18 protein-coding genes are annotated in these 22,532 nt (G+C 72.9%); all 18 read right to left on the bottom strand.

Going from position 1 to position 22,532, the window contains the following annotated elements; genetic code table 11:
• Window positions 1-24 precede the first annotated feature (24 nt).
• The gene (locus ACFWRO_RS04245; protein ID WP_384504131.1) at window positions 25-1,422 is read right to left on the bottom strand and encodes an alkaline phosphatase family protein; all 1,398 of its coding nucleotides are present in this window, start codon (window positions 1,420-1,422) and stop codon (window positions 25-27) included.
• Window positions 1,419-2,588: a metabolite traffic protein EboE gene (gene eboE, locus ACFWRO_RS04240; protein ID WP_384504129.1), complete on the bottom strand. Its 1,170-nt coding sequence runs from the start codon at window positions 2,586-2,588 to the stop codon at window positions 1,419-1,421. Before eboE ends, ACFWRO_RS04245 begins: the two co-directional genes overlap by 4 nt.
• A 13-nt stretch (window positions 2,589-2,601) precedes the next feature.
• Window positions 2,602-3,453: a TatD family hydrolase gene (locus ACFWRO_RS04235; protein WP_384504127.1), complete on the bottom strand. Its 852-nt coding sequence runs from the start codon at window positions 3,451-3,453 to the stop codon at window positions 2,602-2,604.
• A complete protein-coding gene (locus ACFWRO_RS04230) occupies window positions 3,453-4,016 on the bottom strand; it encodes an EboA domain-containing protein (protein WP_384504125.1) in 564 nt (187 codons plus the stop codon). Before ACFWRO_RS04230 ends, ACFWRO_RS04235 begins: the two co-directional genes overlap by 1 nt.
• The gene (locus ACFWRO_RS04225) at window positions 4,010-4,948 is read right to left on the bottom strand and encodes a sugar phosphate isomerase/epimerase family protein (protein ID WP_384504123.1); all 939 of its coding nucleotides are present in this window, start codon (window positions 4,946-4,948) and stop codon (window positions 4,010-4,012) included. Before ACFWRO_RS04225 ends, ACFWRO_RS04230 begins: the two co-directional genes overlap by 7 nt.
• On the bottom strand, window positions 4,945-6,180 hold the full coding sequence (locus ACFWRO_RS04220) for an SCO3242 family prenyltransferase (RefSeq protein ID WP_384504122.1): 1,236 nt from the start codon (window positions 6,178-6,180) through the stop codon (window positions 4,945-4,947). Before ACFWRO_RS04220 ends, ACFWRO_RS04225 begins: the two co-directional genes overlap by 4 nt.
• Entirely contained in the window at window positions 6,177-7,310 is a 1,134-nt protein-coding gene (locus ACFWRO_RS04215) for an inositol-3-phosphate synthase (RefSeq protein WP_384504120.1), read from the bottom strand. Before ACFWRO_RS04215 ends, ACFWRO_RS04220 begins: the two co-directional genes overlap by 4 nt.
• Window positions 7,311-7,393: 83 nt before the next feature.
• Complete coding sequence (locus ACFWRO_RS04210) at window positions 7,394-11,095, bottom strand: ThuA domain-containing protein (RefSeq protein WP_384504118.1); 3,702 nt, start codon at window positions 11,093-11,095, stop codon at window positions 7,394-7,396.
• A 264-nt stretch (window positions 11,096-11,359) separates the two neighbouring features.
• Window positions 11,360-12,364, bottom strand: a complete 1,005-nt coding sequence (locus ACFWRO_RS04205; protein WP_384504117.1) for a sugar phosphate isomerase/epimerase family protein — start codon at window positions 12,362-12,364, stop codon at window positions 11,360-11,362.
• A 13-nt stretch (window positions 12,365-12,377) separates the two neighbouring features.
• A complete protein-coding gene (locus ACFWRO_RS04200; RefSeq protein WP_384504116.1) occupies window positions 12,378-13,619 on the bottom strand; it encodes a Gfo/Idh/MocA family protein in 1,242 nt (413 codons plus the stop codon).
• A gap of 64 nt (window positions 13,620-13,683) precedes the next feature.
• Entirely contained in the window at window positions 13,684-14,721 is a 1,038-nt protein-coding gene (locus tag ACFWRO_RS04195) for a substrate-binding domain-containing protein (RefSeq protein WP_384504114.1), read from the bottom strand.
• A gap of 56 nt (window positions 14,722-14,777) precedes the next feature.
• Window positions 14,778-15,788: an ABC transporter permease gene (locus ACFWRO_RS04190; RefSeq protein WP_384504112.1), complete on the bottom strand. Its 1,011-nt coding sequence runs from the start codon at window positions 15,786-15,788 to the stop codon at window positions 14,778-14,780.
• On the bottom strand, window positions 15,785-17,275 hold the full coding sequence (locus tag ACFWRO_RS04185) for a sugar ABC transporter ATP-binding protein (protein ID WP_384504494.1): 1,491 nt from the start codon (window positions 17,273-17,275) through the stop codon (window positions 15,785-15,787). The genes ACFWRO_RS04190 and ACFWRO_RS04185 overlap by 4 nt, the downstream gene beginning before the upstream one ends.
• A gap of 356 nt (window positions 17,276-17,631) precedes the next feature.
• Window positions 17,632-18,813 (bottom strand): ROK family protein, encoded by a 1,182-nt coding sequence (locus ACFWRO_RS04180; RefSeq protein WP_384504110.1) that lies wholly within the window; start codon window positions 18,811-18,813, stop codon window positions 17,632-17,634.
• 194 nt (window positions 18,814-19,007) lie between these two features.
• Window positions 19,008-19,652 carry a class F sortase gene (locus ACFWRO_RS04175; RefSeq protein ID WP_384504108.1) on the bottom strand — a complete coding sequence of 215 codons (645 nt, stop codon included), beginning with the start codon at window positions 19,650-19,652 and terminating at the stop codon, window positions 19,008-19,010.
• A gap of 80 nt (window positions 19,653-19,732) precedes the next feature.
• Window positions 19,733-20,461, bottom strand: coding sequence for a hypothetical protein (locus ACFWRO_RS04170; RefSeq protein WP_384504107.1), 729 nt, complete (start codon window positions 20,459-20,461; stop codon window positions 19,733-19,735).
• A 162-nt stretch (window positions 20,462-20,623) separates the two neighbouring features.
• Window positions 20,624-21,301 (bottom strand): GntR family transcriptional regulator, encoded by a 678-nt coding sequence (locus ACFWRO_RS04165; RefSeq protein ID WP_362002521.1) that lies wholly within the window; start codon window positions 21,299-21,301, stop codon window positions 20,624-20,626.
• Between the two features lie 177 nt (window positions 21,302-21,478).
• A complete protein-coding gene (locus ACFWRO_RS04160) occupies window positions 21,479-22,426 on the bottom strand; it encodes a beta-ketoacyl-ACP synthase III (RefSeq protein WP_384504105.1) in 948 nt (315 codons plus the stop codon).
• Between the last annotated feature and the right edge of the window lie 106 nt (window positions 22,427-22,532).

Genomic DNA, 22,532 nt, shown 5'->3' with positions numbered 1-22,532 from the left:
GGGCTCTGCTTCACTGGAGTTCGGTCAGGAAAGGCCGGCCAGTCGGAGCAAGAGGGACTTCACATCGGTGGCCGCTACGCGGCCGCTCACAGCGCGGGGGGTGGAGCACAGAATGAGCGGACTTTCGTCCTCGCTCGTGGGGAGGCGGCCATGGCTGCCGCGAATAGGTGAGGGGTCCAGGGGGACGACCGCGAGCCGGTAGCGCATGCCGAGCTTCTTGCGGGCGATCGCCTTCGCCGCCTTGACGCGTACGTAGGGATCGAGCGGGTCCATGAAGAGTTCGGCGGGGTCGTAGCCGGGTTTCCGGTGGATCTCGACGAGCTGGGCGAAGTCGGGCGCGTGCGCGTCGTCGAGCCAGTAGTAGTACGTGAACCACGCGTCGGGCTCGGCGAGGGCGACGAGTTCGCCCGAGCGCGGGTGGTCGAGGCCGTGCTCCTTCTTGCCCTCGTCGTCCAGGAGCCGTTCGACGCCCGGGAGTCCGGTGAGGGACTCGCGGACGGCGTCGAGGTCCTCGGGGTGGCGGACGTAGACGTGGGCGAGCTGGTGGTCGGCGACCGCGAAGGCGCGGGAGGTCATCGGGTCCAGGTACTCCATGCCGTCCTGGGTGTGGACCTCCAGGAGGCCGGCGCGACGCAGGGCGCGGTTGATGTCGACGGGTCGGCTGACGCGGGTGATGCCGTACTCGGAGAGGGCGACGACCGTGCGGCCTTCGGCTCGGGCGTCGTCGAGGAGAGGGGCGAGCGCGGCGTCCAGGTCGGCCGCGGCCCGGAAGGCGCGCGGGTCGTCCGGGCCGTACCGCTGGAGGTCGTAGTCCAGGTGCGGGACGTAGGCGAGAGCGAGGTCGGGGTGGCGGGTGCGCAGGATGTGGCGGGTGGCGTCGATGATCCAGCTGCTGGAGACCAGGTCGGCGCCCGGGCCCCAGAAGTGGAAGAGGGGGAACGTGCCGAGTTTCTCGGTGAGTTCGTCGTGGAGGGCGGGTGGTCGGGTGTAGCAGTCGGGTTCCTTGCGGCCGTCGGCGTAGTAGACGGGACGGGGGGTGACGGTGATGTCGGTGTCGGCGCCCATGGCGTACCACCAGCAGATGTTGGCGACGGTGTAGCCGGGGTGGGCGCGGCGGGCGGCGTCCCAGAGCCGGTCGCCGGAGACGAGGCCGTTGTGCTGGCGCCAGAGGAGGACGTCGCCCAGTTCGCGGAAGTACCAGCCGTTGGCGACGATGCCGTGCTCGGAGGGGAGGGTGCCGGTGAGGAAGGTGGTCTGAGCGGTGCAGGTGACGGCCGGCAGGACGGTGGTGAGCGGGGCCTGTGAGCCGGCCGCGCCGAGGGCCCGCAGACGGGGCATGTGCTCCAGGAGGCGGGGGGTGAGACCGACGACGTCGAGGACGAGGAGGGGGGTGGGCCGGGTGTCGCTCCGGGAGCTGGTCATGGCAGTTCCTTGAGGCCGAGGTCGGTCAGCAGGTCGCGGGCCAGGGTGAGTTCGGCGGCGATGCCGTCGGCGAGGCGGGCGCGGTTGCGGGGGCGCCGGTCGGCCGGGAGGGCCTGCCAGGTGTAGGTCTCGACCTCCAGGTGGTGGGTGCGCGCACGCGGGCCGCCGAGGAGGAGGGCGAGGGTTGCGCGGAGGACCGGAAGAGTGGAGGTGAGCGGAGGCTCGGGCGGGGCGTGCAGGGGGACGTGGAAGTGGGAGCGCCAGGGGGCGCCGTCGGGGAGGGCCCGGCCGGAGACCGCCTCGGGCAGGTCGTCGGTGCCGCGCAGGCCGGCGGCGGTCCGGGTGCGGGTCTGGTGGAGGAAGCGGGGCTCGGCGAAGGCGGCGAGCGCGGCGCGGACCTCCGGGAGATGGGGGTGCTCGGCGTGCAGGGCGGCGGACAGCTGGGCCTTGACGACGGGGATGCCGGCGGCGCCGAGGGCGTCCAGGGCGGTGGTCGGGTCTTCGAAGGAGGTGGCGAGGTGACAGGTGTCGAGGCAGACGCCGACGCGGGGGCTTGAGACGGCGGTGAGGGGGGCGATGGCGTCGGCGGTGGTCTCGACGGTGCAGCCGGGTTCCGGTTCGAGTCCGATCCGGATGCTCTTCCCGGTGAGTTCCTCGAGGGCGTCGAGGCGTTCGGCGAGGGTGGTCAGAGCGGCGAGGGCGGTGTCCTCGGCGCGGGAGTCGAAGGGGGTGCGCCAGGCGAGCGGCAGGGTGGAGACGGAGCCCTCGGTGACGTCGTCGGGGAGGAGCGCGGCGAGGAGCCGGGCCAGGTCGGTGGTGTGGGCGAGGCGTTCGGGGCGGGTCCAGTCCGGCTGGTAGACGCGGTACTTGACCTCGGCGGCGCCGAAGCCCTCGTACGGGAAGCCGTTGAGGGTGACGACCTCCAGGCCGCGCCGGTCGATCTCGGCGCGGAGCGTGCGCAGCGAGCCCGGGTCGGTGATCAGGGCGTGGGCGGCGTCCCGGGCGAGCCAGAGCCCGATGCCGAGGCGGTCCCGGCCGAGGCGCCGGCGGACGGGTTCGCAGTGGTCGCGGAGTTGGTCGAGGACGCCGTCGAGGGTCTCGGCGGGGTGGACGTTGGTGCAGTAGGCGAGGTGGACGGTGGAGCCGTCCGGGTGGCGGAAGCGCATCGTCCGGCCCGCCTCATTCCCCGCCGCGGAGGACGGAGTTGCCCAGGTGGGTGGGGGCGTCGGAGGAAGGAGGGGCGAGATCGAGGCGGCCGCTGAGGCCGTAGAAGGCGACGGGGTTGCGCCAGAGCACGCGGTCGACGTCGTCGGCGGAGAATCCGGCGGCGAGCATGGCGTCGCCGACCTTGCGGGTCTTCAGCGGGTCGCTGTTGCCCCAGTCGGCGGCCGAGTTCACCAGGACGCGGTCCGGGCCGTGGTCCTTGAGCACGGCGACCATGCGGTCCTCGTCCATCTTGGTGTCGGGGTAGACGGAGAAGCCCAGCCAGGCGCCGCTGTCGGCGGCCTCCTTGACGGTCGTCTCGTTGAGGTGGTCGAGCAGCACCCGGTCGGGGGCGAGGTCGGACTCGCGGACCACGTCGAGGGTCCGGCGCAGGCCGGCGAGCTTGTCCCGGTGCGGGGTGTGGACGAGGGCGGGCAGGCCGTGGTCGGCGGCGAGCTGGAGCTGGGCGGCGAGGGCGGTGTCCTCGGCGGGGGTCATGGAGTCGTAGCCGATCTCTCCGACGGCGACGACGTTGTCCTTGACGAGGTACCGGGGCAGGAGGTCGAGAACGGGGGTGCAGCGGGGGTCGTTGGCCTCCTTGGGGTTGAGGGCGAGGGTGCAGTGGTGGGCGATGCCGTACTGGGCGGCCCGGAACGGTTCCCAGCCGAGGAGGGAGTCGAAGTAGTCGACGAAGGAGGCCGGTGAGGTGCGGGGCTGGCCGAGCCAGAAGGCGGGCTCGACCAGGGCGCGGACCCCGGCGTCGTACATCGCGCGGTAGTCGTCCGTGGTGCGCGAGGTCATGTGGATGTGGGGGTCGAAGATGCGCATCAGGACTCCTCGGTGGGGGCCGTGGGGGCGGTGAGGGCGAGAACGCGGGGGAGGTCGTCAGGGACCGGGCGGCCGGCGGCGGTGCGTTCGGTGGCGTAGTCGGCGAGCATCCGGGCGAGTTCGGAGTCGCCGCGGGCGCGGTCGTGGAGACCGGCGACGGTGTCGAGGGGGACGCCGGTGAAGAGGCACTTGAGGAGGGCGTGCCGCCAGGGGTGGGGGGCGAGGTGGGCGGCGGCGTAGGGGCCGAGGGCGGCGGCGATCAGGTGGGTGTCGTGGGTGCGCAGGGCGTCCTCGACGAGGGGAAGCGCCTCGGGGCCCGTGACGAGGGAGGGGAGGGCGAGAAGGACGGCGCGCCGCTCGGGGGCTGAGCCCTGCTGGTAGAGCCGGGTGAGGACGGCCGGCTCCGCGCGGGCCGCTCGGAGCAGGGCGACGCGGACGGAGTCGGCGTGTTCCGGGCCGCAGTGCCGGCCGGCTGAGGCGAAGCGCAGCTCCCAGAGGGCGGTGCGGTCGGTGGCGGCGGTGAGCGCCTCGTCGAACCAGGCCCGGGCGGTCGGGGTCAGCATGTCGGCTCCCTCGGTGGGGTGGGGTGGCCGGAGTGGCCGCGCAGGAACGCGAGGGAGGAGCGGGCGAGTTCCGGGCCGGCGTGGGAGTGGCGGGGCAGTTCGACGACCGTGAGGCCCGGGTAACCGGCGGCGGTGAGTTCGGCGAGGGCGGCGAGGACGGGTGGGAAGTCGATCTCGCCGTCGCCGAACGGGAGGTGCTCGTGGACCCCGCGGCGCATGTCCTCGATCTGGACGTGGTGCAGCCAGGGTGCGGCGGCCCGGACGCAGTCGGCGGGGGACGCGGCCTCCATGCACTGGCAGTGGCCGATGTCGAGGGTGAGGCCGAGGTGGCGGGGGTCCGGGTCGCCGAGGAGGGAGCGGAGGGTGTGGAAGTCGTCGAGGGTGGCGAGGAGGTGACCTGGTTCGGGTTCGACGGCGAGGGGGACGCGGGCGGCGGCGGCCGCTTCGAGGACGGGGGCGAGGGATTCCACGAGACGCTTCCAGGCGGTCTCGTCGGTGGTTCCGTCCGGGGTGATGCCGCTGAAGCAGTGCACGGCGTGGGCGCCGAGGTCGGCGGCGACCCGCACCGCGCGGAGCAGCAGGTGGACGCGGGCGGCACGGGCCTCGGGGTCCGGGTCGAGGAGTGACGGGCCGTGCTTGCGGCGGGGGTCGAGGACGTAGCGGGCGCCGGTCTCGACGGTCACCCCGAGACCGAGGGCGTCCAGGCGCCGGGCCACCTGGGCGGTGCGGGCGGGGAGTTCGGGGGCGAGGGGGTCGAGGTGCATGTGGTCGAGGGTGAGGCCGACGCCGTCGTACCCGAGGTCGGCGAGGACGGCGAGGGCGTCGTCGAGCCGGAGGTCGGTGAGGCCGTTGGTGCCGTAGCCGAACCGGATCGCGGGCGGGCCGGGGGTGGAGGAGGGCGTGGAGGGCGTGGCGGAGGGCGTGGCGCTCATGTCGGGCTCACCTTCCGGGCGAGGGCTCGGGCGAGGGGGGCGAGGCCGAGCACCAGGAGCGCGGTGCCGGGCGCGCCGGACCGGGCGGCGAGGGTGGCCTGGAGCGGGATCAGGGCACGGATGCCGGCGCCGACGGAGCGCTGGGTGAGGGGCGGTGACGGGTTGAGGGCCGCGTGGAGGAGGGGGGTGGCGGGGGTGCGGGCGTAGGAGGCGGCGAGGGCGGCCGTGATGAGGGGGCCCACCGCGGCGGAGACCCGCGAGGCGGCGGTGCCGGCCGGGCGAGGGCGGGCCGCGGATGCGGCGCGGGCGGCGGGGCTGCCGGCAGGGCGGGCGACGGCCCCGGGCGTGAAGCGGTCGGCCCCGGGCGTGAAGCGGTCGGCCCCGACCGTGAGGCGGTCGGCCCCGGCCGTGGGCTGGGCGGCGGCCGGCGTGGTGGGCCCGGGCGTGGGATGGGTGACAGCCCTCGCCTTGAGCCCCACCGTGGGCTGGGCGACAGTCCCGGCCGTGGGCCCGGACGTGAAGCGGTCGGCCCCGGTCGTGGGCTGGGCGGCGGACGGCGTGGGCTGCGGCGAGGGGCGGGCCATGAGGGCCGTCAGGGTCAAGGTTGTGGCGAGGGCCAGGAGTGGGGTTCGGGTCGAGCCGCCCTGGGTCTCGTGGCGGGAGACCGCGGTGACCGCGTAGGTGTGGGCGCCGACGGCGGCGGCCGCGCGGACGGCGGCGCCGACGCCTCTCCCCCCGGGCCGCCTCACCCCGCCCGCCCACGCACAGCCGCTCGACGTGGCGACCGTCCCCAGCAGGAGGTTCAGGGCGCGGGCCGTGGCCATCGTGGCGGGGGCCGCCGGGGTGTGCTTGAGGTGGAGGTCGTAGGACCAGACCGTCGCCGCGAGGGCGGTGGCCGTCGCCAGGGTGGGGCGGCCCGCGCGGGCGGCGAGGGCGAGGCCGGCGGCCGTCAGGGTTGCGGAGGCCACCAAGGCGGCGCGCGGGGTGACGCGGCCCGAAGGGATGGGGCGCCCAGGGCGGTCGACGGCGTCCTCGACGCGGTCGGCCCAGTCGTTGAGCGCCATGCCCGCCTCGTACAGACAGAGGGAGGAGCCGATGGCGAGGAGGGTGGAGCGGTTGGGGCGGAGCCCGGCCGCCGCCGCGCCCGCCAGGGCGTCGCCCGGCACGGTGGCAAGGGCGGAGACGCGCAGCAGCTCCGCCCAGGCCGTTACGCGCCCGCGCGCCCGGCTCACCGGGCCTCCCCCAGGCGCGCCGCGAATGCCACGAGCCGCGCGTACTGGTCCGCGAGGCCCGCCGGGGCATCGCCCTCCGGGTCCTTGAAATAGAAGGCGAGGTCCGCCAGAGGGCCGAAGAGAGCCGCCTCGTGGGCGCGGGCGGTCAGCCGGGCCAGGTCCAGGACGAGGGGCGCCGCGAGGGCCGAGTCGCAGCCCTGCCAGGTGGTCTGGAGGACCATCCGGGAGCCGAGGAAGCCCTCGAAGGCAATGTGGTCCCAGGCCGTCTTCCACTCCCCGAGCGCCGGGACGTCGTCGATGTGGACCTCGCCCTCCGGGGCGTGGCCGAAGACGTCCGCGAGGACCCGTTCCTTGCCCGCGTTCTTCGCGGCCGCGGCGGCCGGGTCGGCGAGGGCCGCGCCGTCTCCGCCGCCCAGCAGGTTGGTGCCCGACCAGGCCCGTACGGTCAGGGCGCGCTGGAGGAACATCGGGGCGAGGACGGAGCGCAGCAGGGTCTGGCCGGTCTTCCCGTCGCGGCCCGCGTGCGGCAGGCCGCTCGCCGCGACGGTGTCGGCGAGGGCGGGGTGGCGGAGCCCGGTCGAGGGGGTGAAGTTGACGTACGGGCAGCCGGCCCGGAGCGCGGCGGCCGCGTAGAGGGAGCTGGGCGGGAGCCCGGCGCCCCCCGACGCCGGCTCCGTGGAGGCAACATTGATCACGACGACCCGGTCGAGTTCAAGCCGGATCCGGAAGTCCGTCAGGTCGGCGGCGAAGCAGGAGATCAGCTCCTCCTCCGTGCGGGTGTCGCCCGGCAGCGGGCCGCCGGGGCGGATCTCCGCGTCGGCGGCGCGCAGTTCGGCCGCGACGGCGGAGGCGAGGCCGTGCGGGAGGACGCCCGCGACGGTGAGTGTCTCGGCGCGTTTGGGCAGCGGACACGCCGCCGTGTCGTGTCCGCCGAAGACGAGGGAGGCGAGGGGCGGGAGTCCCGCGAAGGCGAAGGGGGCGGTCTCCGTCACCATGCCGGTGGGTGGGTGCAGGCCCCCGGTGGCGGCGGCGCAGCCGGCCACCGCCGTGGTGGCGACGGAGCCGCGCGCTCCGACGAGCCAGACTCCCGTACGCCCGACGGCGTCCGTCCGTGTTCCTGTGGTGGTCACGACCCTGCCTCCCTGGACTGTGGTGGAGACGGCGGGCGGGGGGTACGGCGCCTCCCCGCCCGCCGTCGGCTGGGCAGGGGGCTCTACGAGGGGAGCTCCCTGAGCTTGATGGCGCGGAACGACACCTGGTCGTCGGCTCCGTGGTTCTGGATGCCGATGTGGCCGTCCTTGAGGCTCCGCGCCGGGTCGGTGTTGGTGAAGTCGTTGATCTTCACCCCGTTGAGGAACACCTGGAGCCGTTCGCCCTGGACGCGGATCTCGTAGCTGTTCCACTGGCCCGGCGGCCGGAGCACGGCGTCGCGGGCCGCGAGGTTGGCGGACTTGAAGCCGTAGACGGCTCCGGTGGTCCGGTCGGCGGCGTCGGTCGCGTCGATCTGGATCTCGTACCCCTTGTTCACGGCGGACCAGGGGTCGTCGGAGGCGGGGAAGCCGACGAAGATGCCGGAGTTGTCGTCGCCCGCGGCCTTCCAGTCGAGCGTGAGGGAGTAGGAGGAGAACTCCTTGGCCTGGTACCAGAGCATCCCCATGCCGCCCACCGTGCGCAGTTCGCCGTCGGCGACGTCGAAGCTGCCGGGTCCGGCCTGCTTCCAGCCCTCGCGGGTCTCTCCGTTGAAGAGCTCGCGGTAGCCGGTCTGCGGCCGGCAGTCGGCCTTGGCCTGGCCGGTGGCGTACTGGAGACCGCCGAGGAGGTGCTGTCGGAACGCCGGCTCGGCGTACGACTCCTTGGTGTGGCCGCCGCCGGTGTAGAAGGACCGCCCGCCGCCGTACGACTTGCACCAGGCGATCGGGTGGTCGCCCTTCATGGTGCCGCCCTCGTAGGTCGTCTCGTCGAGGGTGGCGAGGATCCGGGCCTGACCGCGCGGATTCGTGCGGTAGTTGTACCACTCGTCGGTGCGCTGCCAGGTGGAGTCGAGGTGCTCGGTGGCCGGGTGGTCGTGGTCCTCGACCCGTACGGTCGCCGGCTGGATCTGCGGGTGCGAGTGGAAGTGGGCGCCGACGAGCCCGCCGTAGAACTCCCAGTCGTACTCGGTGTCCGCGGCCGCGTGGACGCCCATGTAGCCGCCGCCGGTGGAGACGTAGTGCTCGAAGGCGGACTGCTGTTCGGCGTTGAGGACGTCACCGGTCGTCGAGAGGAAGACGACGGCGTCGTAGCGGGCGAGGTTGTTGGTGGTGAACTGCCGTGGTTCCTCGGTCGCGTCGACGGTGATGCCGCTCTGCGCGCCGAGCTCCTTCAGCGCGGTGACGCCGCTGCCGATCGAGTCGTGCCGGAAGCCGGCGGTACGGGAGAAGACGAGGACGCGCTTGGCGTTCCGGTCGACCGGGGCGCTGGAGATGGTGAAGTCGTCCACGTCGTAGAGCGCGCCGGCGCCGCCCTTGAAGACGAGGAAGAGTTCGGTGGTCTTGCGGGGTACGTTCCGCAGGGGTACGTCGATGTCCTGGAAGGTCTCCCAGCCGCCGGTGACGGGGACGGGTGCGGAGCCGTGCAGGGTGCCGGTGGGCGAGCCGGTGCGGACTTCGAGGAAGCCGCCGGCGCCGCCGGAGGAGACGCGGGCGGTGAGCTTGGTGGCCCCGCTGAGGTTGTAGGGCTTGAGGGAGATCCAGTCGCCGTTGTCGATGTCACCGACGGTCCGGCCGCCGTTCGCCTCGGTCTTGTCGTACGTCGTGATGCCCTGCTGGGCGTCGAAGTGCTCGGCCTGGCGGTGGCGCGGCTGGAGCTTGGCCTGGTCGTGGGTGGTGAGGGCGGCCTGGCCGCCGCCTCCGCCGTCGGTGTACTCGGCGTCGAAGACGGCGAAGATGTTGGCGTCGTCGTCGTGGCCGCCGTCGGCGGAGGTCTTGATGGTGCCGGAGCAGCCGTTGGCCGAGGTGACCGGGTGGCCGTGGCTGTCGTGGCCGAGGACGTAGGTGACCTTGACCTTGGCGCAGTCGATCGCGCCGTCCTCCGGGTCGGTGACCTTGACCTTGAAGGGGACCTCGTCGCCGAAGGCGAACAGGGCGCCCTCCGCCGGGAGTTCGAGGGTCACCTTGGGCGCGGTGTTGCCGACGACGACGTGGACGGAGGCCGAACCGGTGCGGCCGCTCGGGTCCTTGGCGGTCACGGTCGCGGTGTACGTGCCGTTCTTCCGGTACGTGTACGTGGGGTTGGCGGCCGTGGACGTACCGCCGTCGCCGAACTCCCAGCTGTAGGTGAGGGCGTCGCCGTCGCCGTCGGTCGTGCCGGCGGAGGAGAAGGCGACCTTCAGGGGTGCCGCACCCGAGGTCTTGTTCGCACTCGCCTCGGCGACCGGGGAGCGTCCGCCGGTGGCGTTCTCGATGCGGTAGAGCCCGGAGTTGTGGTCGCCGCCGAACCAGGCGGTGCCGTAGTCGAGGACGTACAGCGCGCCGTCGGGGCCGAAGGCCATGTCCATCACCTGGGTGCCGGTCCACGGCACGGGGTTGATGGACTGGACGGTGCCGTCGGCGCCCTGCTCGATCCGCTTGATCCAGCGCCGACCGAACTCCCCGGCGAAGAAGTCGCCGTCGTACGCCTCGGGGAACTTGACCGGGGACGTGGAGGCCGCGTCGTAGCGGTAGACGGGTCCGCCCATCGGGGACTCGGATCCGGTGCCGAACTCCGGTACGGAACCGCCGTCGTACGGGAGCCAGGCCGGCTCGGCCGGCGGGAGGTCGACGAGACCGGTGTTGTACGGCGAGTCGTTCTTCGGCGCGCCGCAGTCGAAGGCCGCGCCGGACTGCTTCGTCGCGAAGTCGTAGTCGAGGTAGGCGTCGTTCTTGCCGGTGCAGAACGGCCAGCCGAAGTTGCCGGGCTTGGTGATCCGGGCGAACTCGACCTGTCCCGCCGGTCCGCGCTTCGGGTCCGCGGCGCCCGCGTCGGGGCCGTAGTCGCCGACGTACAGGACGCCGGTCGCCTTGTCGACGCTGAAGCGGAACGGGTTGCGGAAGCCCATGGCGTAGATCTCGGGGCGGGTCTTCGCGGTGCCCGCGGCGAAGAGGTTGCCGTCGGGGACGGTGTACGAGCCGTCCTCGGCGATCTTGATGCGCAGGATCTTGCCGCGCAGGTCGTTGGTGTTGCCGGAGGTCCGCCGGGCGTCGAACGCCGGGTTGCGGCCCGGGCGTTCGTCGATGGGGGTGAAGCCGTCGGAGGCGAAGGGGTTGGAGTCGTCGCCGGTCGACAGGTAGAGGTTGCCCTGCGCGTCGAAGTCGATGTCGCCGCCGACGTGGCAGCAGATGCCCCGGGTGGCCGGGATGTCGATGACCTTCTTCTCGCTGGCGTTGTCGAGCGTGCCGTCGGCCTTCAGCGTGAAGCGGGAGAGTCGGTTGACGCCGTCGTACTTGGCGAAGTCGGCCGCCGTGCCGTTCTCGGGGGCGTCGCCGGTGGGGGTGTCGAGCGGCGGGGCGTAGTAGAGGTAGATGGCCCGGTTCTGGGCGAAGTCCGGGTCGAGGCCGATGCCTTGGAGGCCTTCCTCGTCGTGGGAGTAGACGGGGACGGTGCCGATGACCTGGGTGTTGCCGGCGGCGTCGGTGCGGCGCAGCTCGCCGTTACGTGAGGTGTGCAGGACGCTGCGGTCGGGGAGCACGGCCAGCGACATCGGTTCGCCGACCTCCTCACCGCCCTTGGCCAGGGTGACCTGCTGGAACTCCTCGGCGGCCGAGGCGGCCGAGGTAGCGGGGGCGGCGGTGCCGTTCTCGGTCTCCGCCGCGAGGGCCTGCTGGCCGCCGAGGGCGAGGAGTCCGGCGGCGAGGAGGGCGAGTGGCTTTCTGGCTCGGGGGCGTTTCTTGCTGTGCACGGATGTCCTCCGGAGTAGGGCCGGGTGAGAGTGCGGGTGTCCGGGGACCGGCGCGCGCCGTCACGCTGGTCGCAACCATCGAGCTACGTCATGTACACATCAGGGGCTACATCAGGGACCGTAGCGGGGTTCGTCCGGGGCGGAAAGCCCTTGCGCACCACCCCTGTCGAACTTTTCACCGCGACAGGACAAAGCCGCGGAAGGGCACGGCGGAGCCGCCCGGGTGACGTCGCCGCCACCCGGGCCTCCACCTGGTCCCTCCGCTCAGTCGCGGCTGCCGAAGGCGGCGTCGAAGGAGGCCGAGGGCGGGTCGAAGTCGAAGCGCTTGAGATGGGCGAGCGCTTCCGGAGCGCCGGTGAGCCGGTCCATCCCGGCGTCCTCCCACTCCACCGAGATCGGCCCCGCGTAGCCGATCGAGCGGAGCATCCGGAAGACGTCCTCCCACGGCACGTCACCGTGCCCGGCCGAGACGAAGTCCCAGCCGCGCCGGGGATCGCCCCACGGCAGGTGCGAGCCGAGCCGCCCGTTCCGCCCGTCGAGCCGCTTGCGAGCCTCCTTGCAGTCCACGTGGTAGATCCGGTCGCGGAAGTCCCAGAGGAAGCCGACCGGGTCCAGGTCCTGCCAGACGAAGTGGCTCGGGTCGAAGTTCAGCCCGAAGGCGGGCCGGCGGTCCACCGCGTCGAGCGCGCGCTGGGTGGTCCAGTAGTCGTACGCGATCTCGCTCGGATGGACCTCGTGCGCGAAGCGCACGCCCTCGGCGTCGAAGACGTCCAGGATCGGGTTCCAGCGCTCCGCGAAGTCCTCGTAGCCGCGCTCGATCATGCGCTCGGGGACCGGCGGGAACATCGCGACCAGGTGCCAGATCGACGAGCCGGTGAAGCCGATGACGGTGTCGACGCCGAGCGCGGCAGCGGCCCGGGCGGTGTCGGCCAACTCCCGCGCCGCCCGCCGCCGTACGCCCTCCGGCTCACCGTCGCCCCAGATCCGGGCGGGCACGATCGCCTGGTGGCGCTCGTCGATGGGATGGTCGCAGACGGCCTGGCCCACCAGATGGTTGGAGATCGCCCAGCACTTCAGGCCGTACTTCTCCAGAAGGGCGTGGCGTCCTTCGACGTACGAAGGGTCGGTCAGCGCCTTGTCGACCTCGAAGTGGTCGCCCCAGCAGGCGAGTTCGAGACCGTCGTAGCCGAAGTCACGGGCGAGCCGGCAGACCTCCTCCAGCGGCAGGTCGGCCCACTGGCCGGTGAAGAGGGTGAAGGGACGGGACACGGTCAACGGCCTCCTAGAACGGTACGGGGGTGTAGACGGCGTTCTTCTCGGCGCTCTCCTCAACGGCGGCCAGGACCCGCTGCACCTGGAGCCCGTCGGCGAAGGACGGGGCAGGACCGGACCCGGACGCGACGGCGAGGACCAGGTCGCGGGCCTGGTGGACGAAGGTGTGCTCGTAGCCGAGCGCGTGACCGGGCGGCCACCAGCCCTCCAGGTACGGGTGGTCGGGCTCGGTCACCAGGATCCGGCGGAAACCCGCGGCGGCGGCCGGCTCGGTGTGGTCGTGGAACGACAGCTCGTTGAGCCGCTCCAGGTCGAAGGCGAGGGAACCCTTCTCGCCGTTGAGCTCGAGCCGCAGCGCGTTCTTGCGGCCCGCGGCCATCCGGGTCGCCTCGAAGGACGCGAGCGCCCCGGAGGCGAGCCGCCCGGTGAACAGCGCGGCGTCGTCCACCGTCACCGCCCCGTACGACCCGCCCGTGGCCGCCCCGGAGAGCCCGGCCGACACGCCCGCGAGCAGGGGCCGTTCCCGTACGAAGGTCTCGGTGAGCGCCGAGACCCCGACCAGGAGCTCCCCCGCGAGGTACTGGGCGAGGTCGACGGCGTGCGCACCGAGGTCGCCGAGCGCCCCGGAGCCTGCGTGCGCGCGCTCCAGGCGCCAGGTCAGCGGGAAGGCGGGGTCGACGAGCCAGTCCTGCAGATACGTGACCCGTACGTGCCGCAGCGCGCCGAGCCTGCCGTCGGCGACGAGCCGGCGGGCGTACGCGAGGGCCGGCACCCGCCGGTAGTTGAAGCCGACCATGGCGACCTGGCCGCGGGCGGCCGCCGCCTCGGCCGCGGCGACCATGGCCTCGGCCTCGGCGACGGAGTTGGCGAGCGGCTTCTCGCACAGGACGTGCTTGCCCGCCTCCAGGGCGGCGACGGCGATCTCCGCGTGGCTGTCGCCCGGGGTGCAGACGTCCACGAGCTGGACGTCGTCGCGGGCGACGAGGGCGCGCCAGTCGGTCTCGGCGGCGGCCCAGCCGTGCTTGTCCGCCGCCGCCCGCACGGCGGCCCGGTCCCGGCCGGCGACGGCGGCGAGGACGGGCCGCAGCGGCAGGTCGAAGACGCGCCCCGCGGTGCGCCACGCCTGGGAGTGGGCGGCGCCCATGAACGCGTAGCCGACCATGCCGATGCCGAGCGTCGGAGCCGAAGCAGACACCTCGGCCGCCGTCGCTGTCGGCGTGGCCTCGTCGCCTTCGCTCTCCCGCTGTTCCATAGGGTTCCTCCTCGTCGGTTGCACGGTGGGGGGTGCCGGGCTCGGGCCGGCGGCCCGGGCCCGGTCAGCTGAAGCCGGTGGGCAGGTACTCGTCGACGTTCTCCTTGGTCACCACGGCCGAGTAGAGGGTGAGGGAGGCCGGGATCTCCAGCTCGGACAGCCCGCCGACGCCCTTCTTCTGGCCGAGCGCACGGGCCAGGTCGATGGCGGAGGCGGCCATGGTCGGCGGGTAGAGGACGGTGGCCTTGAGCACACTGTCGTCGGCCTTGATGGCGTCCATCGCGGACTTGGCGCCCGCTCCGCCCACCATCAGGAAGTCCTTGCGGCCGGCCTGGGCGATGGCCCGCAGCGCGCCCACGCCCTGGTCGTCGTCGTGGTTCCACAGCGCGTCGAACTTCGGTTGCGCCTGCAGGAGTTGGGCCATCTTCGCCTGGCCGGACTCGACAGTGAAGTCGGCCGCCTGGCGGGCCACCTTGCGGATGTTGGGGTAGTTCTTGAGGGCGTCGTCGAAGCCCTGGCTGCGCTGCTTGGTCAGCTCCAGGCTGTCCATGCCGGCGAGTTCGATGACGGTGGCGTTCGGCTTGTCCTTGAGCTGCTCGCCGATGTAGCGGCCGGCGTTGAGCCCCATGCCGTAGTTGTCGCCGCCGATCCAGCAGCGGTAGGCCTGCGGGGAGGCGAAGATCCGGTCCAGGTTGATGACGGGGATGCCCGCCTTCATCGCCTGGAGGCCGACCTGCGTGAGCGCCTTGCCGTCGGCGGGCAGGATGACGAGGACGTCGACCTTCTTGTTGATGAGGGTCTGGATCTGGCCGATCTGGACGGCGGTGTCGTTGGAGCCCTCGGTGATCTCCAGGGTCACCTCGGAGTACTTCTTCGCCCGGTCCTTGGCGTTCTGGTTGATGGCGTTGAGCCACCCGTGGTCGGCCTGGGGGCCGGCGAAGCCGATGGTGACGGGTGTGCCGGGCTTGTCGTCGGCGGCGGGCACGTTGCTCGCCGCCGTGGCCTGGGCCTTGGGCTCGTTGCTGGTGCAGGCGGTGAGGAGGGCTCCGGCGGAGACGGCTGCGGTGCCGAACAGCAGTCCTCTGCGGCTGGTTTCTGGCATGGCGGTGGTTCCCTTCGGGGGTGAGGGAGAGACGTGCCGGGTGGTGGTGGGGGGGGTCAGGTGGCTTCGCCGTGGCGGGCGGTGCGGTGCTGGACCAGGACGGCGGCGACGATGATCGCGCCCTTCGCGATCTGCTGGACGTCGCTCTGCAGGTTGTTGAGCGCGAAGATGTTGGTGATCGTGGTGAAGACGAGGACACCGAGGACGGAGCCGACGATGGTGCCCCGGCCGCCGCTGAGGAGGGTGCCGCCGATGATCGCGGCGGCGATGGCGTCGAGTTCGTACAGGTTGCCGTTGGTGTTCTGTCCTGAGCCGGACAGGATGATCAGCAGGAAGGCCGCGATGCCGCAGCACAGGCCGGAGAGCAGATAGAGGTAGAGGCGCTGGCGGCGGACGTCGATGCCGGCGAGCCGGGCGGCTTCCGCGTTGCCGCCGACAGCGATGGCGCGGCGTCCGAACGTGGTCCGGTTGAGGACCAGCCAGCCGAGGACGGTGACGGCGGCGAAGACCAGGACCAGCGGCGGTATGCCCAGGATGTAGGCGTCGGGGATGCCGAGGTCGAGGACCGAGTCGACGGTGACGATCTGGGTCCGGCCGTCGGTGATCTGCAGCGCGAGGCCGCGGGCCGAGGCGAGCATGGCGAGGGTCGCGATGAACGGGACCATCCCGCCGTACGCCACGAGCAGCCCGTTCACCAGGCCGCAGCCCACGCCCACGACGACGGCCGTGAAGAGGATGCCGGCGAATCCGTACTCCTGTGTCGCCAGCGTCGTCGCCCACACGGAAGCGAGGGCGACGATCGCGCCGACCGAGAGGTCGATGCCGCCGCTGGTGATGACGAAGGTCATGCCGACGGTGACGACACCGATCACGGAGGCCTGGGTGAGCACGAGTTGGAGGTTGGAGACGGCGAGGAACTCGTCGGGGCGGGTGAGTCCGCCGACCGCGATCAGCACGGCGAGCACGCCGAGCAGGGAGAGGTTGCGGACGTCGGCCCGCAGACCGAGCGGGCGCCGGCCGCCGTCCTGCGCGGACGCCTCGGTGGTCTTGGCGGTGGACAGCGTCATGAGCGGGGGCTCCCTTCCAACACGAGGTCGAGTACGCGGTGTTCGTCGAGCTCCCGGGCGGGCGCCGTGTGCACGACCCGGCCCTCCCTGAGCACCAGGACGCGGTCGGCGAGACCCAGGACCTCGGGCACCTCGCTCGACACCAGGAGGACGGCGAGGCCTTCGTCGGCGAGGCGGCGGATGACGGCGTACAGCTCGGCGCGGGCGCCGACGTCGACGCCGCGGGTCGGCTCGTCCAGGAGCAGGACGCGGCAGCCGCGCAGCAGCCAGCGGGCCAGGACGGCCTTCTGCTGGTTGCCGCCGGAGAGGGTACGGACCGGGACGTCGGGGTTCTCGGGGCGCAGCGACAGCTCCCGGGTGGCGGCCCGGGCGGCTTCGCGTTCGCCGTTACGGTCGATCCAGCCGGCGCGCGCGAAGCGGGCGAGCGTGGAGACCGAGACGTTGCGGGTGACGGACTCCAGCATCAGCAGGCCCTGGGCCTTGCGTTCCTCGGGGGCGAGACCGAGCCCGGCGCGGACGGCGGCGCGGACGCTGCCGGGGCGCAGGGCGCGCCCGTCGACGAGGACCCGGCCCGCGCCGGCCTTCCGGGCGCCGTAGATCGTCTCCAGGATCTCGGAGCGGCCGGAGCCGACGAGCCCGGCGAGGCCGACGATCTCCCCGGGCCGCAGTTCGAGGTCCACGGGCTCGAACTCGCCTTCCCTGGCGAGCCCTTGGACCTGGAGTACGGGTGCGGCGGCCGGGGGTTCGGCGGGGCGCGGCGGGAAGACATACTCGACGTTCCGGCCGGTCATCAAGGCAACGATGTCACGCGTCGGGGTGGAGGCCGCGGGCAGTCCGCCGGCGACGGCGCGGCCGTCCTTGAGGACGGTGACGCGGTCGCCTATGCGGCGGATCTCCTCCAGGCGGTGGGAGATGTAGACCACGGCGACTCCGGCGGCGGTGAGGTCGGCGACGATACGGAAGAGGTTGTCGACCTCGTCGGGGTCGAGGGCGGCGGACGGCTCGTCCATGACGATGAGCCGGACGTCGTGGGAGAGGGCGCGGGCCATCGACACGATCTGCTGCTGGGCGGCGGAGAGTTCGCCGACGCGGCGGGCCGGTTCGATCTCGGGGTGACCGAGCCGCTTCAGGAGCGCGGCCGTGGCGGTACGGGCGGCGCGGCCCCTGACGATGAATCCGGCGCTGGTGGGTTCGTGGCCGAGGTGGACGTTCTCGGCGACGGAGAGACCTTCGACCAGGTCGAGTTCCTGGTAGATGGTGGCGATGCCGAGGCGCATGGCGGCGATCGGGGAGCGCAGCTGGACGGGTTCGCCGCGCCAGGTGATCCGGCCGCCGTCCGGCTGGTGGGCGCCGGCGAGGACCTTGATGAGGGTGGACTTCCCGGCACCGTTCTGGCCGAGGAGGCAGTGCACCTCGCCGGACGCGACCTCCAGGTCGACACCGTCGAGGGCGCGGACGCCGGGGAAGGACTTGGTGATGGCGGACATGGTGAGCAGGGGCGGGGGCGCTTGGGTGTCTTGAGGCATGGGTGGGATCCCCTCGGCGGATGCGGGTTGCGCCTGAGCGGGTGGTGACGGAGGCGGGGCGGGTGGTGCGGTGCGGGCGGGTACGGACGATGCGGGCGGGTGCGGGCGGTGCGGTGCGGGCGGGTGCGTTTCGGTGCGGGGGCCGGATCGCAGGTGCGGAGGATCGGACCGCCGGTTTGGAGGTCCGACCGCCGGTAGGGCAGGGACTAGCTACGGCGGCTCGGACCGCCGGTTCGGAGGCTTGGACCGCCGGTGGGGCAAGGGCTGCCGGTGAGGCACGGACTGCCGACGGCGGATCGGGGCGCCGGAGGCGGTTGTTACGCCGGGGAGAAGAGGTGGTCGCTGATGAGGCGGGCCGCGCCGATGACGCCGGCGGTCTGGCCCAACTCGCCGAGAACGATGGGGAGGTTGCCGGTGGCCAGCGGGAGGGACTGGCGGTAGACCTGGGTGCGGACACTGGCGAGGAGGTTGTGACCGAGGCCGGTGACCCCGCCGCCGATCACCACCAGACCGGGATTGAAGAAGCTGACGAGTCCGGCGATGACCTGCCCGACCCGGTTGCCGCCCTCGCGGATGAGGGCGAGCGAGGTGGCGTCCCCCGCGGCGGCCGCTGCGGCGACGTCGACCGCCGTGAGCGTGCCGGCCGCCGCCAGGCGTCCTGCGAGCACCTCCGAGCGGCCCGCGCGCGCCGCGTCCTCGGCGTCGCGTGCCAGGGCGGCGCCGCTGAAGTGGGCTTCCAGGCAGCCCTTGTTGCCGCACGCGCAGGCGCGGCCGTCGGGTTCCACCTGGATGTGCCCGATGTCGCCGGCGCTGCCCGTCGTACCGCGGTACACGGTCCCGCCCACGACGATGCCGCAGCCGATGCCCGTACCGATCTTGACGCAGAGGAAGTCGCCGACCGAGCGGGCGACGCCCGCGTGCTGCTCGCCCATGGCCATGAGGTTCACGTCGTTGTCGACCATGACCGGGCAGCCGAGTTCCTGGCTGAGGGCCTCCCGTACGGGGAAGCCGTCCCAGCCGGGCATGATCGGCGGCGCGACCGGGATGCCCTCGGGGAAGCGGACCGGTCCCGGGACGCCGACTCCGGCGCCGTCGAAGCCTTCGGCGAGCCCTGAGGCGCGCAACTTCGCGGCCATGGCGAGGGCTTGCTCGAAGACGGCGACCGGGCCCTCGCGGACGTCCATGGGGTGGTTGAGATGCCCGAGCACCTCCAACTCGGCGTTGGTGACGGCCACGTCGACGGACGTGGCGCCGATGTCGACGCCGAGGAAGCGGAGTTCGGGGGCGAGCCGGATGTTGTGCGAACGGCGGCCGCCGCGCGAGGCGGCGAGGCCGTCCGCGACGACGAGGCCGGTGTCGAGGAGCCGGTCCACCTCGACGGCGAGCCTGGAACGGGACAGATCGATCTGATCACCGAGCTGCGCGCGGGAGTTGGGGCCTCCGTCACGCAACAGGCGCAGCAGTCGCGCCTGGTGCGCGTTGGCGGGTCGTGCGGTCATGCGTCTCACGCGCCCCTCCCCTAGCGAGTCGGCGAAGCCCTTCGGCGCCCGACGGAAGTCGGCTCTCCGCCGGGCTTTCGAGGGGAACGTAGCAGTGGTGTCCGGGGGTGGGAAGAAGTCGCGCAGTGATCCGTGCAGACTTTTTCCCGGAGAAGGACAAAGAGCCGCCGGGCGGGGCCGTCGGCCGATCGAGGTCAGCGCACCTCGACAAGACGGGCGGAGACGACGACGTTGCCGTCGTACCCCCGCTGCCGCGAGAAGCCTCCGCCGCAGGTGATGACGCGTAGCTCGGGGTACGGGGACGCCCGGTAGATCCGCTCGGCGGGGAAACGCTCCTTGGGGACGACCTCGATGCCGTACACGGAGAAGACGGCGGTCCTGCCGTCCTGCCGGAGGATCTCGACGCGCTGGCCCTTGGCGAGCGCCCCGAGGTCGTAGAAGACGGCCCGCCCGACCGGGGTGTCGACATGACCGACGACGACCGCCGTGCCCTTCTCCCCGGGGGTGACGGCGCCGGTGAACCAGCCGGCCAGGTTCGTCTCGTCCGCGGGCGGGGTGTCGATCCACCCCCCGGCGTCGAGACCGACGGCGGCGAAGGGCGCGTCGATGTGGACGGCGGGTACGCGGACCCGGGCGGGCCGGGAGGCGGGCAGCGGATCGGGGATGCGTACGGGCGCGAGGGCGGCGGCATGGCCTGCGGCCGCGGCGGCCGGCGGCTGCGGAGGGCCTCCGGTCCCCCACCCCTCCGTACCGCCCCGGACGAGATGGACGCCGACGAGCAGGACGACGATGACGACGCCCCACGCGCCGCGCCTGGACGGTCCGTTCGACCCCTGCACGATGTGCGCTCCCGGTTCCCGCTGTACGCGATGGCGCTCCTCCGCCCCGGACCTCGTCATCCCAGGGCGGAGGAGCTGATTCAGGCGCGGTCGGTGGCGCGGCGGTGGCGGCGCGCCACCAGGACGCCGCCCGCGCCGAACGCGCCCGCGATCAGCGCCGTGCCCAGGACGACCTCGGTGGCGCCCATGGCGTCGGCGCCGCCGCCGAAGCCGGCCTTGACGCCCTTGTGCGCGCCGGTGTCGGTGGCGATGCCGGTGGAGATCCCTGTCGAGGTCCCTGTGGAGGCGCCGTCCCCGCCGCCTGTCGACTGCCCGCCCGTCTCGTGACCGCCCGTCGATTGGCCGGCGATGATCAGCTTCGTGGTGCCCTTCTCGCCCTTGCAGTCGAAGGTCACCTGGTACTCGGCGGCGACCTTGGCGTCGGCGTCGACGGTGGCGGTGCCCGAGCGGCCCTCGTCGAGCGTGACGGTGGCGAAGACCCCTGAGGTGACGGTCACGGACGGGGTCTCGCAGCCGTCGGCCTTCAGCGTGACCTTGCCGCCGGGGGCGACCGTCGAGGGTGACACGGAGAAGCCGAAGGAGGTGATGCCCTGGCCGGTGCCCTCGCCGGTGGCGGCAGCACTGCCCGTACCGACGCTCCCCGGGATGTCGCTCACCGGGACGTCGGGCGCCGGGACGTCGTTCACCGGTACCTCGCTCACCGGGACGTCGGCCGCCGGGACGTCGTCCACGGCCCCGGCCGTCGGCGCGCCCAGGCCGAGGGCGGCGGTGGCGAGCAGGGCGGTGGCGGCCCCTCGTATCGCGCGCATGGCGGTCGATCCTCCCGGTCACGCGAGGGCGCGCGGCGGACGGTTCCGCATACGGCTACGAGATGACCCTCGACCCGTCCGAAGCTAGGACGGCCCCGGGGCCCCCGCCACCGGGCCCAGCCGAACGGAGGAACCGGCGAACGGGCGGCTGGGCCATGCCCGTCAGCCCTGGCTGTGTTCCCGGTAGGTAGCCCGGGTGTGTTCCGTGTGGGCGCGCATGACGGTCGTCGCGCGGGTCTCGTCGCGGGCCGCGATCGCGGCGATCAGCTGCCGGTGCTCCTTCCAGGACTGCTCGCCGCGCTGCCGGGCGACCGGCGTGTAGTACCAGCGGACGCGGCGGTCGACCTGGCCGGCCAGCTCGGCGAGCACGACGTTGCCCGCCAGCTCCATGACCTTGGCGTGGAAGGCCGCGTTCGTCGCCACGGCCAGGTCGACGTCGTCGTCCGCGACGGCCTGCTCGCCCCGCGCGCAGAGCTCCTCGAGGGCGGCGATCCCGGCCGAGCCGGAGTTCGCGGCGGCGAGCCGGGCGGCCTCCGCCTCCAGGAGCGTACGGACGGAGAGCAGCTGGTCGGCCTCCTCGTCGGTCGGCTCGTGGACGAAGGCGCCCTGCGCGGGCCGCAGGTCGACCCAGCCCTCGGTGTTCAGCCGCTGGAGCGCCTCGCGCACCGGCTGACGGGAGACGCCGAGGTGACCTGCGAGTTCGCTCTCGACCAGGTGCTGACCGGGACGCAGGGCACGGGTCGTGATCAGTTCGAGCAGCGCTTCGTAGACCCGGTCGCGCAGCGGCCCCGGCCGCTCCAGCCGGGGCACGGCCCCTTGCGGCAGTCCTGCGGACAACATCGCGGCCCCCTCGTACGCCGTAGGCGATCAAGCGTCGGCAGTCACCGATCGTCGAACACCGATCACCATGGATTGGCTATCGTCTACAGTCTACCGACGCACAAGTCCAGGCATGCGGCCCTCAGCGATCTCGACCGAAACGGCCCGACGGCCGAAACCCGCTCCGTCGGCGCGGAGTTACGGGACCCGGACGACCTGTCCCGCGTACGAGAGGTTGCCGCCGAAGCCGAAGAGCAGGGTCGGCGCGCCGGACGGGAGCTCCCCGCGCTCGACGAGCTTGGCGAGGGCCAGCGGGATCGAGGCGGCCGAGGTGTTGCCGGACTCGATCACGTCCCGGGCCACCACCGCGTTGACCGCGCCGATCTTCGCGGCGAGCGGCTCGATGATCCGCAGGTTGGCCTGGTGCAGCACGACCCCGGCCAGGTCCTCCGGGGTGAGCCCGGAGCGCTCGCACGCCTGGCGGGCGAGCGCGGGCAGCTGCTGGGTGGCCCAGCGGTAGACGGACTGGCCCTCCTGCGCGAAGCGCGGCGGGGTGCCCTCGATGCGGACGGCGTGGCCCATCTCCGGGACGGAACCCCACAGCACCGGGCCGATGCCGGGCTCGGCGTCGTCCGCCACGGCCTCCACGATCGCCGCGCCCGCGCCGTCGCCGACGAGGACGCAGGTCGTACGGTCGGTCCAGTCGGTGACCTCGGTCATCTTGTCGGCGCCGATGACCAGGGCGCGGCGGGCGCCGCCCGCGCGGATCGCGTGGTCGGCGGTCGCGAGGGCGTGCGTGAAGCCCGCGCAGACCACGTTGAGGTCCATGGTGGCGGGCGAGCCCATGCCGAGCCGGGCGGCGACGCGGGCCGCCGTGTTGGGCGAGCGGTCGATGGCCGTGGAGGTCGCGACGAGGACCAGGTCGATGTCGGCGGCGCCGAGGCCTGCGGTGGCGAGCGCCTTGCCGGCGGCGTGCGCGGCGAGCTCGTCGACCGGCTCGTCGGGTCCGGCCATGTGCCGGGTCCTGATGCCGACCCGGCTGCTGATCCACTCGTCGCTGGTGTCGACCAGCTTGGCCAGGTCTTCGTTGGTGAGCACCTTGGCGGGCTGGTAGTGCCCGAGCGCGGCGATACGAGTGCCCGTCATGCTCGGGACCCCCTTGGGTTCAAGTGGAAGCAGGACCTCCCATCCTGACCAGCGACTGATCGGTAACCAGGCACGTAAACCACCAAGATTCGCCCGTAGGTGTTGG

Origin of the sequence: Streptomyces sp. NPDC058579 (assembly GCF_042718575.1) — a bacterium.
Taxonomy (GTDB): domain Bacteria; phylum Actinomycetota; class Actinomycetes; order Streptomycetales; family Streptomycetaceae; genus Streptomyces.
Note: the sequence above shows the minus strand (reverse complement) of the source record. Positions and strands in the feature narration are given on the sequence as shown.

What these genes read in the sequence shown, in the direction of transcription:
- ACFWRO_RS04245 (WP_384504131.1), bottom strand. Translation starts at nt 1,422, where the DNA reads ATGACCAGCTCCCGGAGCGACACCCGGCCCACCCCCCTCCTCGTCCTC.
- eboE (WP_384504129.1), bottom strand. Translation starts at nt 2,588, where the DNA reads ATGCGCTTCCGCCACCCGGACGGCTCCACCGTCCACCTCGCCTACTGC.
- ACFWRO_RS04235 (WP_384504127.1), bottom strand. Translation starts at nt 3,453, where the DNA reads ATGCGCATCTTCGACCCCCACATCCACATGACCTCGCGCACCACGGAC.
- ACFWRO_RS04230 (WP_384504125.1), bottom strand. Translation starts at nt 4,016, where the DNA reads ATGCTGACCCCGACCGCCCGGGCCTGGTTCGACGAGGCGCTCACCGCC.
- ACFWRO_RS04225 (WP_384504123.1), bottom strand. Translation starts at nt 4,948, where the DNA reads ATGAGCGCCACGCCCTCCGCCACGCCCTCCACGCCCTCCTCCACCCCC.
- ACFWRO_RS04200 (WP_384504116.1), bottom strand. Translation starts at nt 13,619, where the DNA reads ATGGAACAGCGGGAGAGCGAAGGCGACGAGGCCACGCCGACAGCGACG.
- ACFWRO_RS04195 (WP_384504114.1), bottom strand. Translation starts at nt 14,721, where the DNA reads ATGCCAGAAACCAGCCGCAGAGGACTGCTGTTCGGCACCGCAGCCGTC.
- ACFWRO_RS04190 (WP_384504112.1), bottom strand. Translation starts at nt 15,788, where the DNA reads ATGACGCTGTCCACCGCCAAGACCACCGAGGCGTCCGCGCAGGACGGC.
- ACFWRO_RS04185 (WP_384504494.1), bottom strand. Translation starts at nt 17,275, where the DNA reads ATGTCCGCCATCACCAAGTCCTTCCCCGGCGTCCGCGCCCTCGACGGT.
- ACFWRO_RS04180 (WP_384504110.1), bottom strand. Translation starts at nt 18,813, where the DNA reads ATGACCGCACGACCCGCCAACGCGCACCAGGCGCGACTGCTGCGCCTG.
- ACFWRO_RS04170 (WP_384504107.1), bottom strand. Translation starts at nt 20,461, where the DNA reads ATGCGCGCGATACGAGGGGCCGCCACCGCCCTGCTCGCCACCGCCGCC.
- ACFWRO_RS04165 (WP_362002521.1), bottom strand. Translation starts at nt 21,301, where the DNA reads ATGTTGTCCGCAGGACTGCCGCAAGGGGCCGTGCCCCGGCTGGAGCGG.
- ACFWRO_RS04160 (WP_384504105.1), bottom strand. Translation starts at nt 22,426, where the DNA reads ATGACGGGCACTCGTATCGCCGCGCTCGGGCACTACCAGCCCGCCAAG.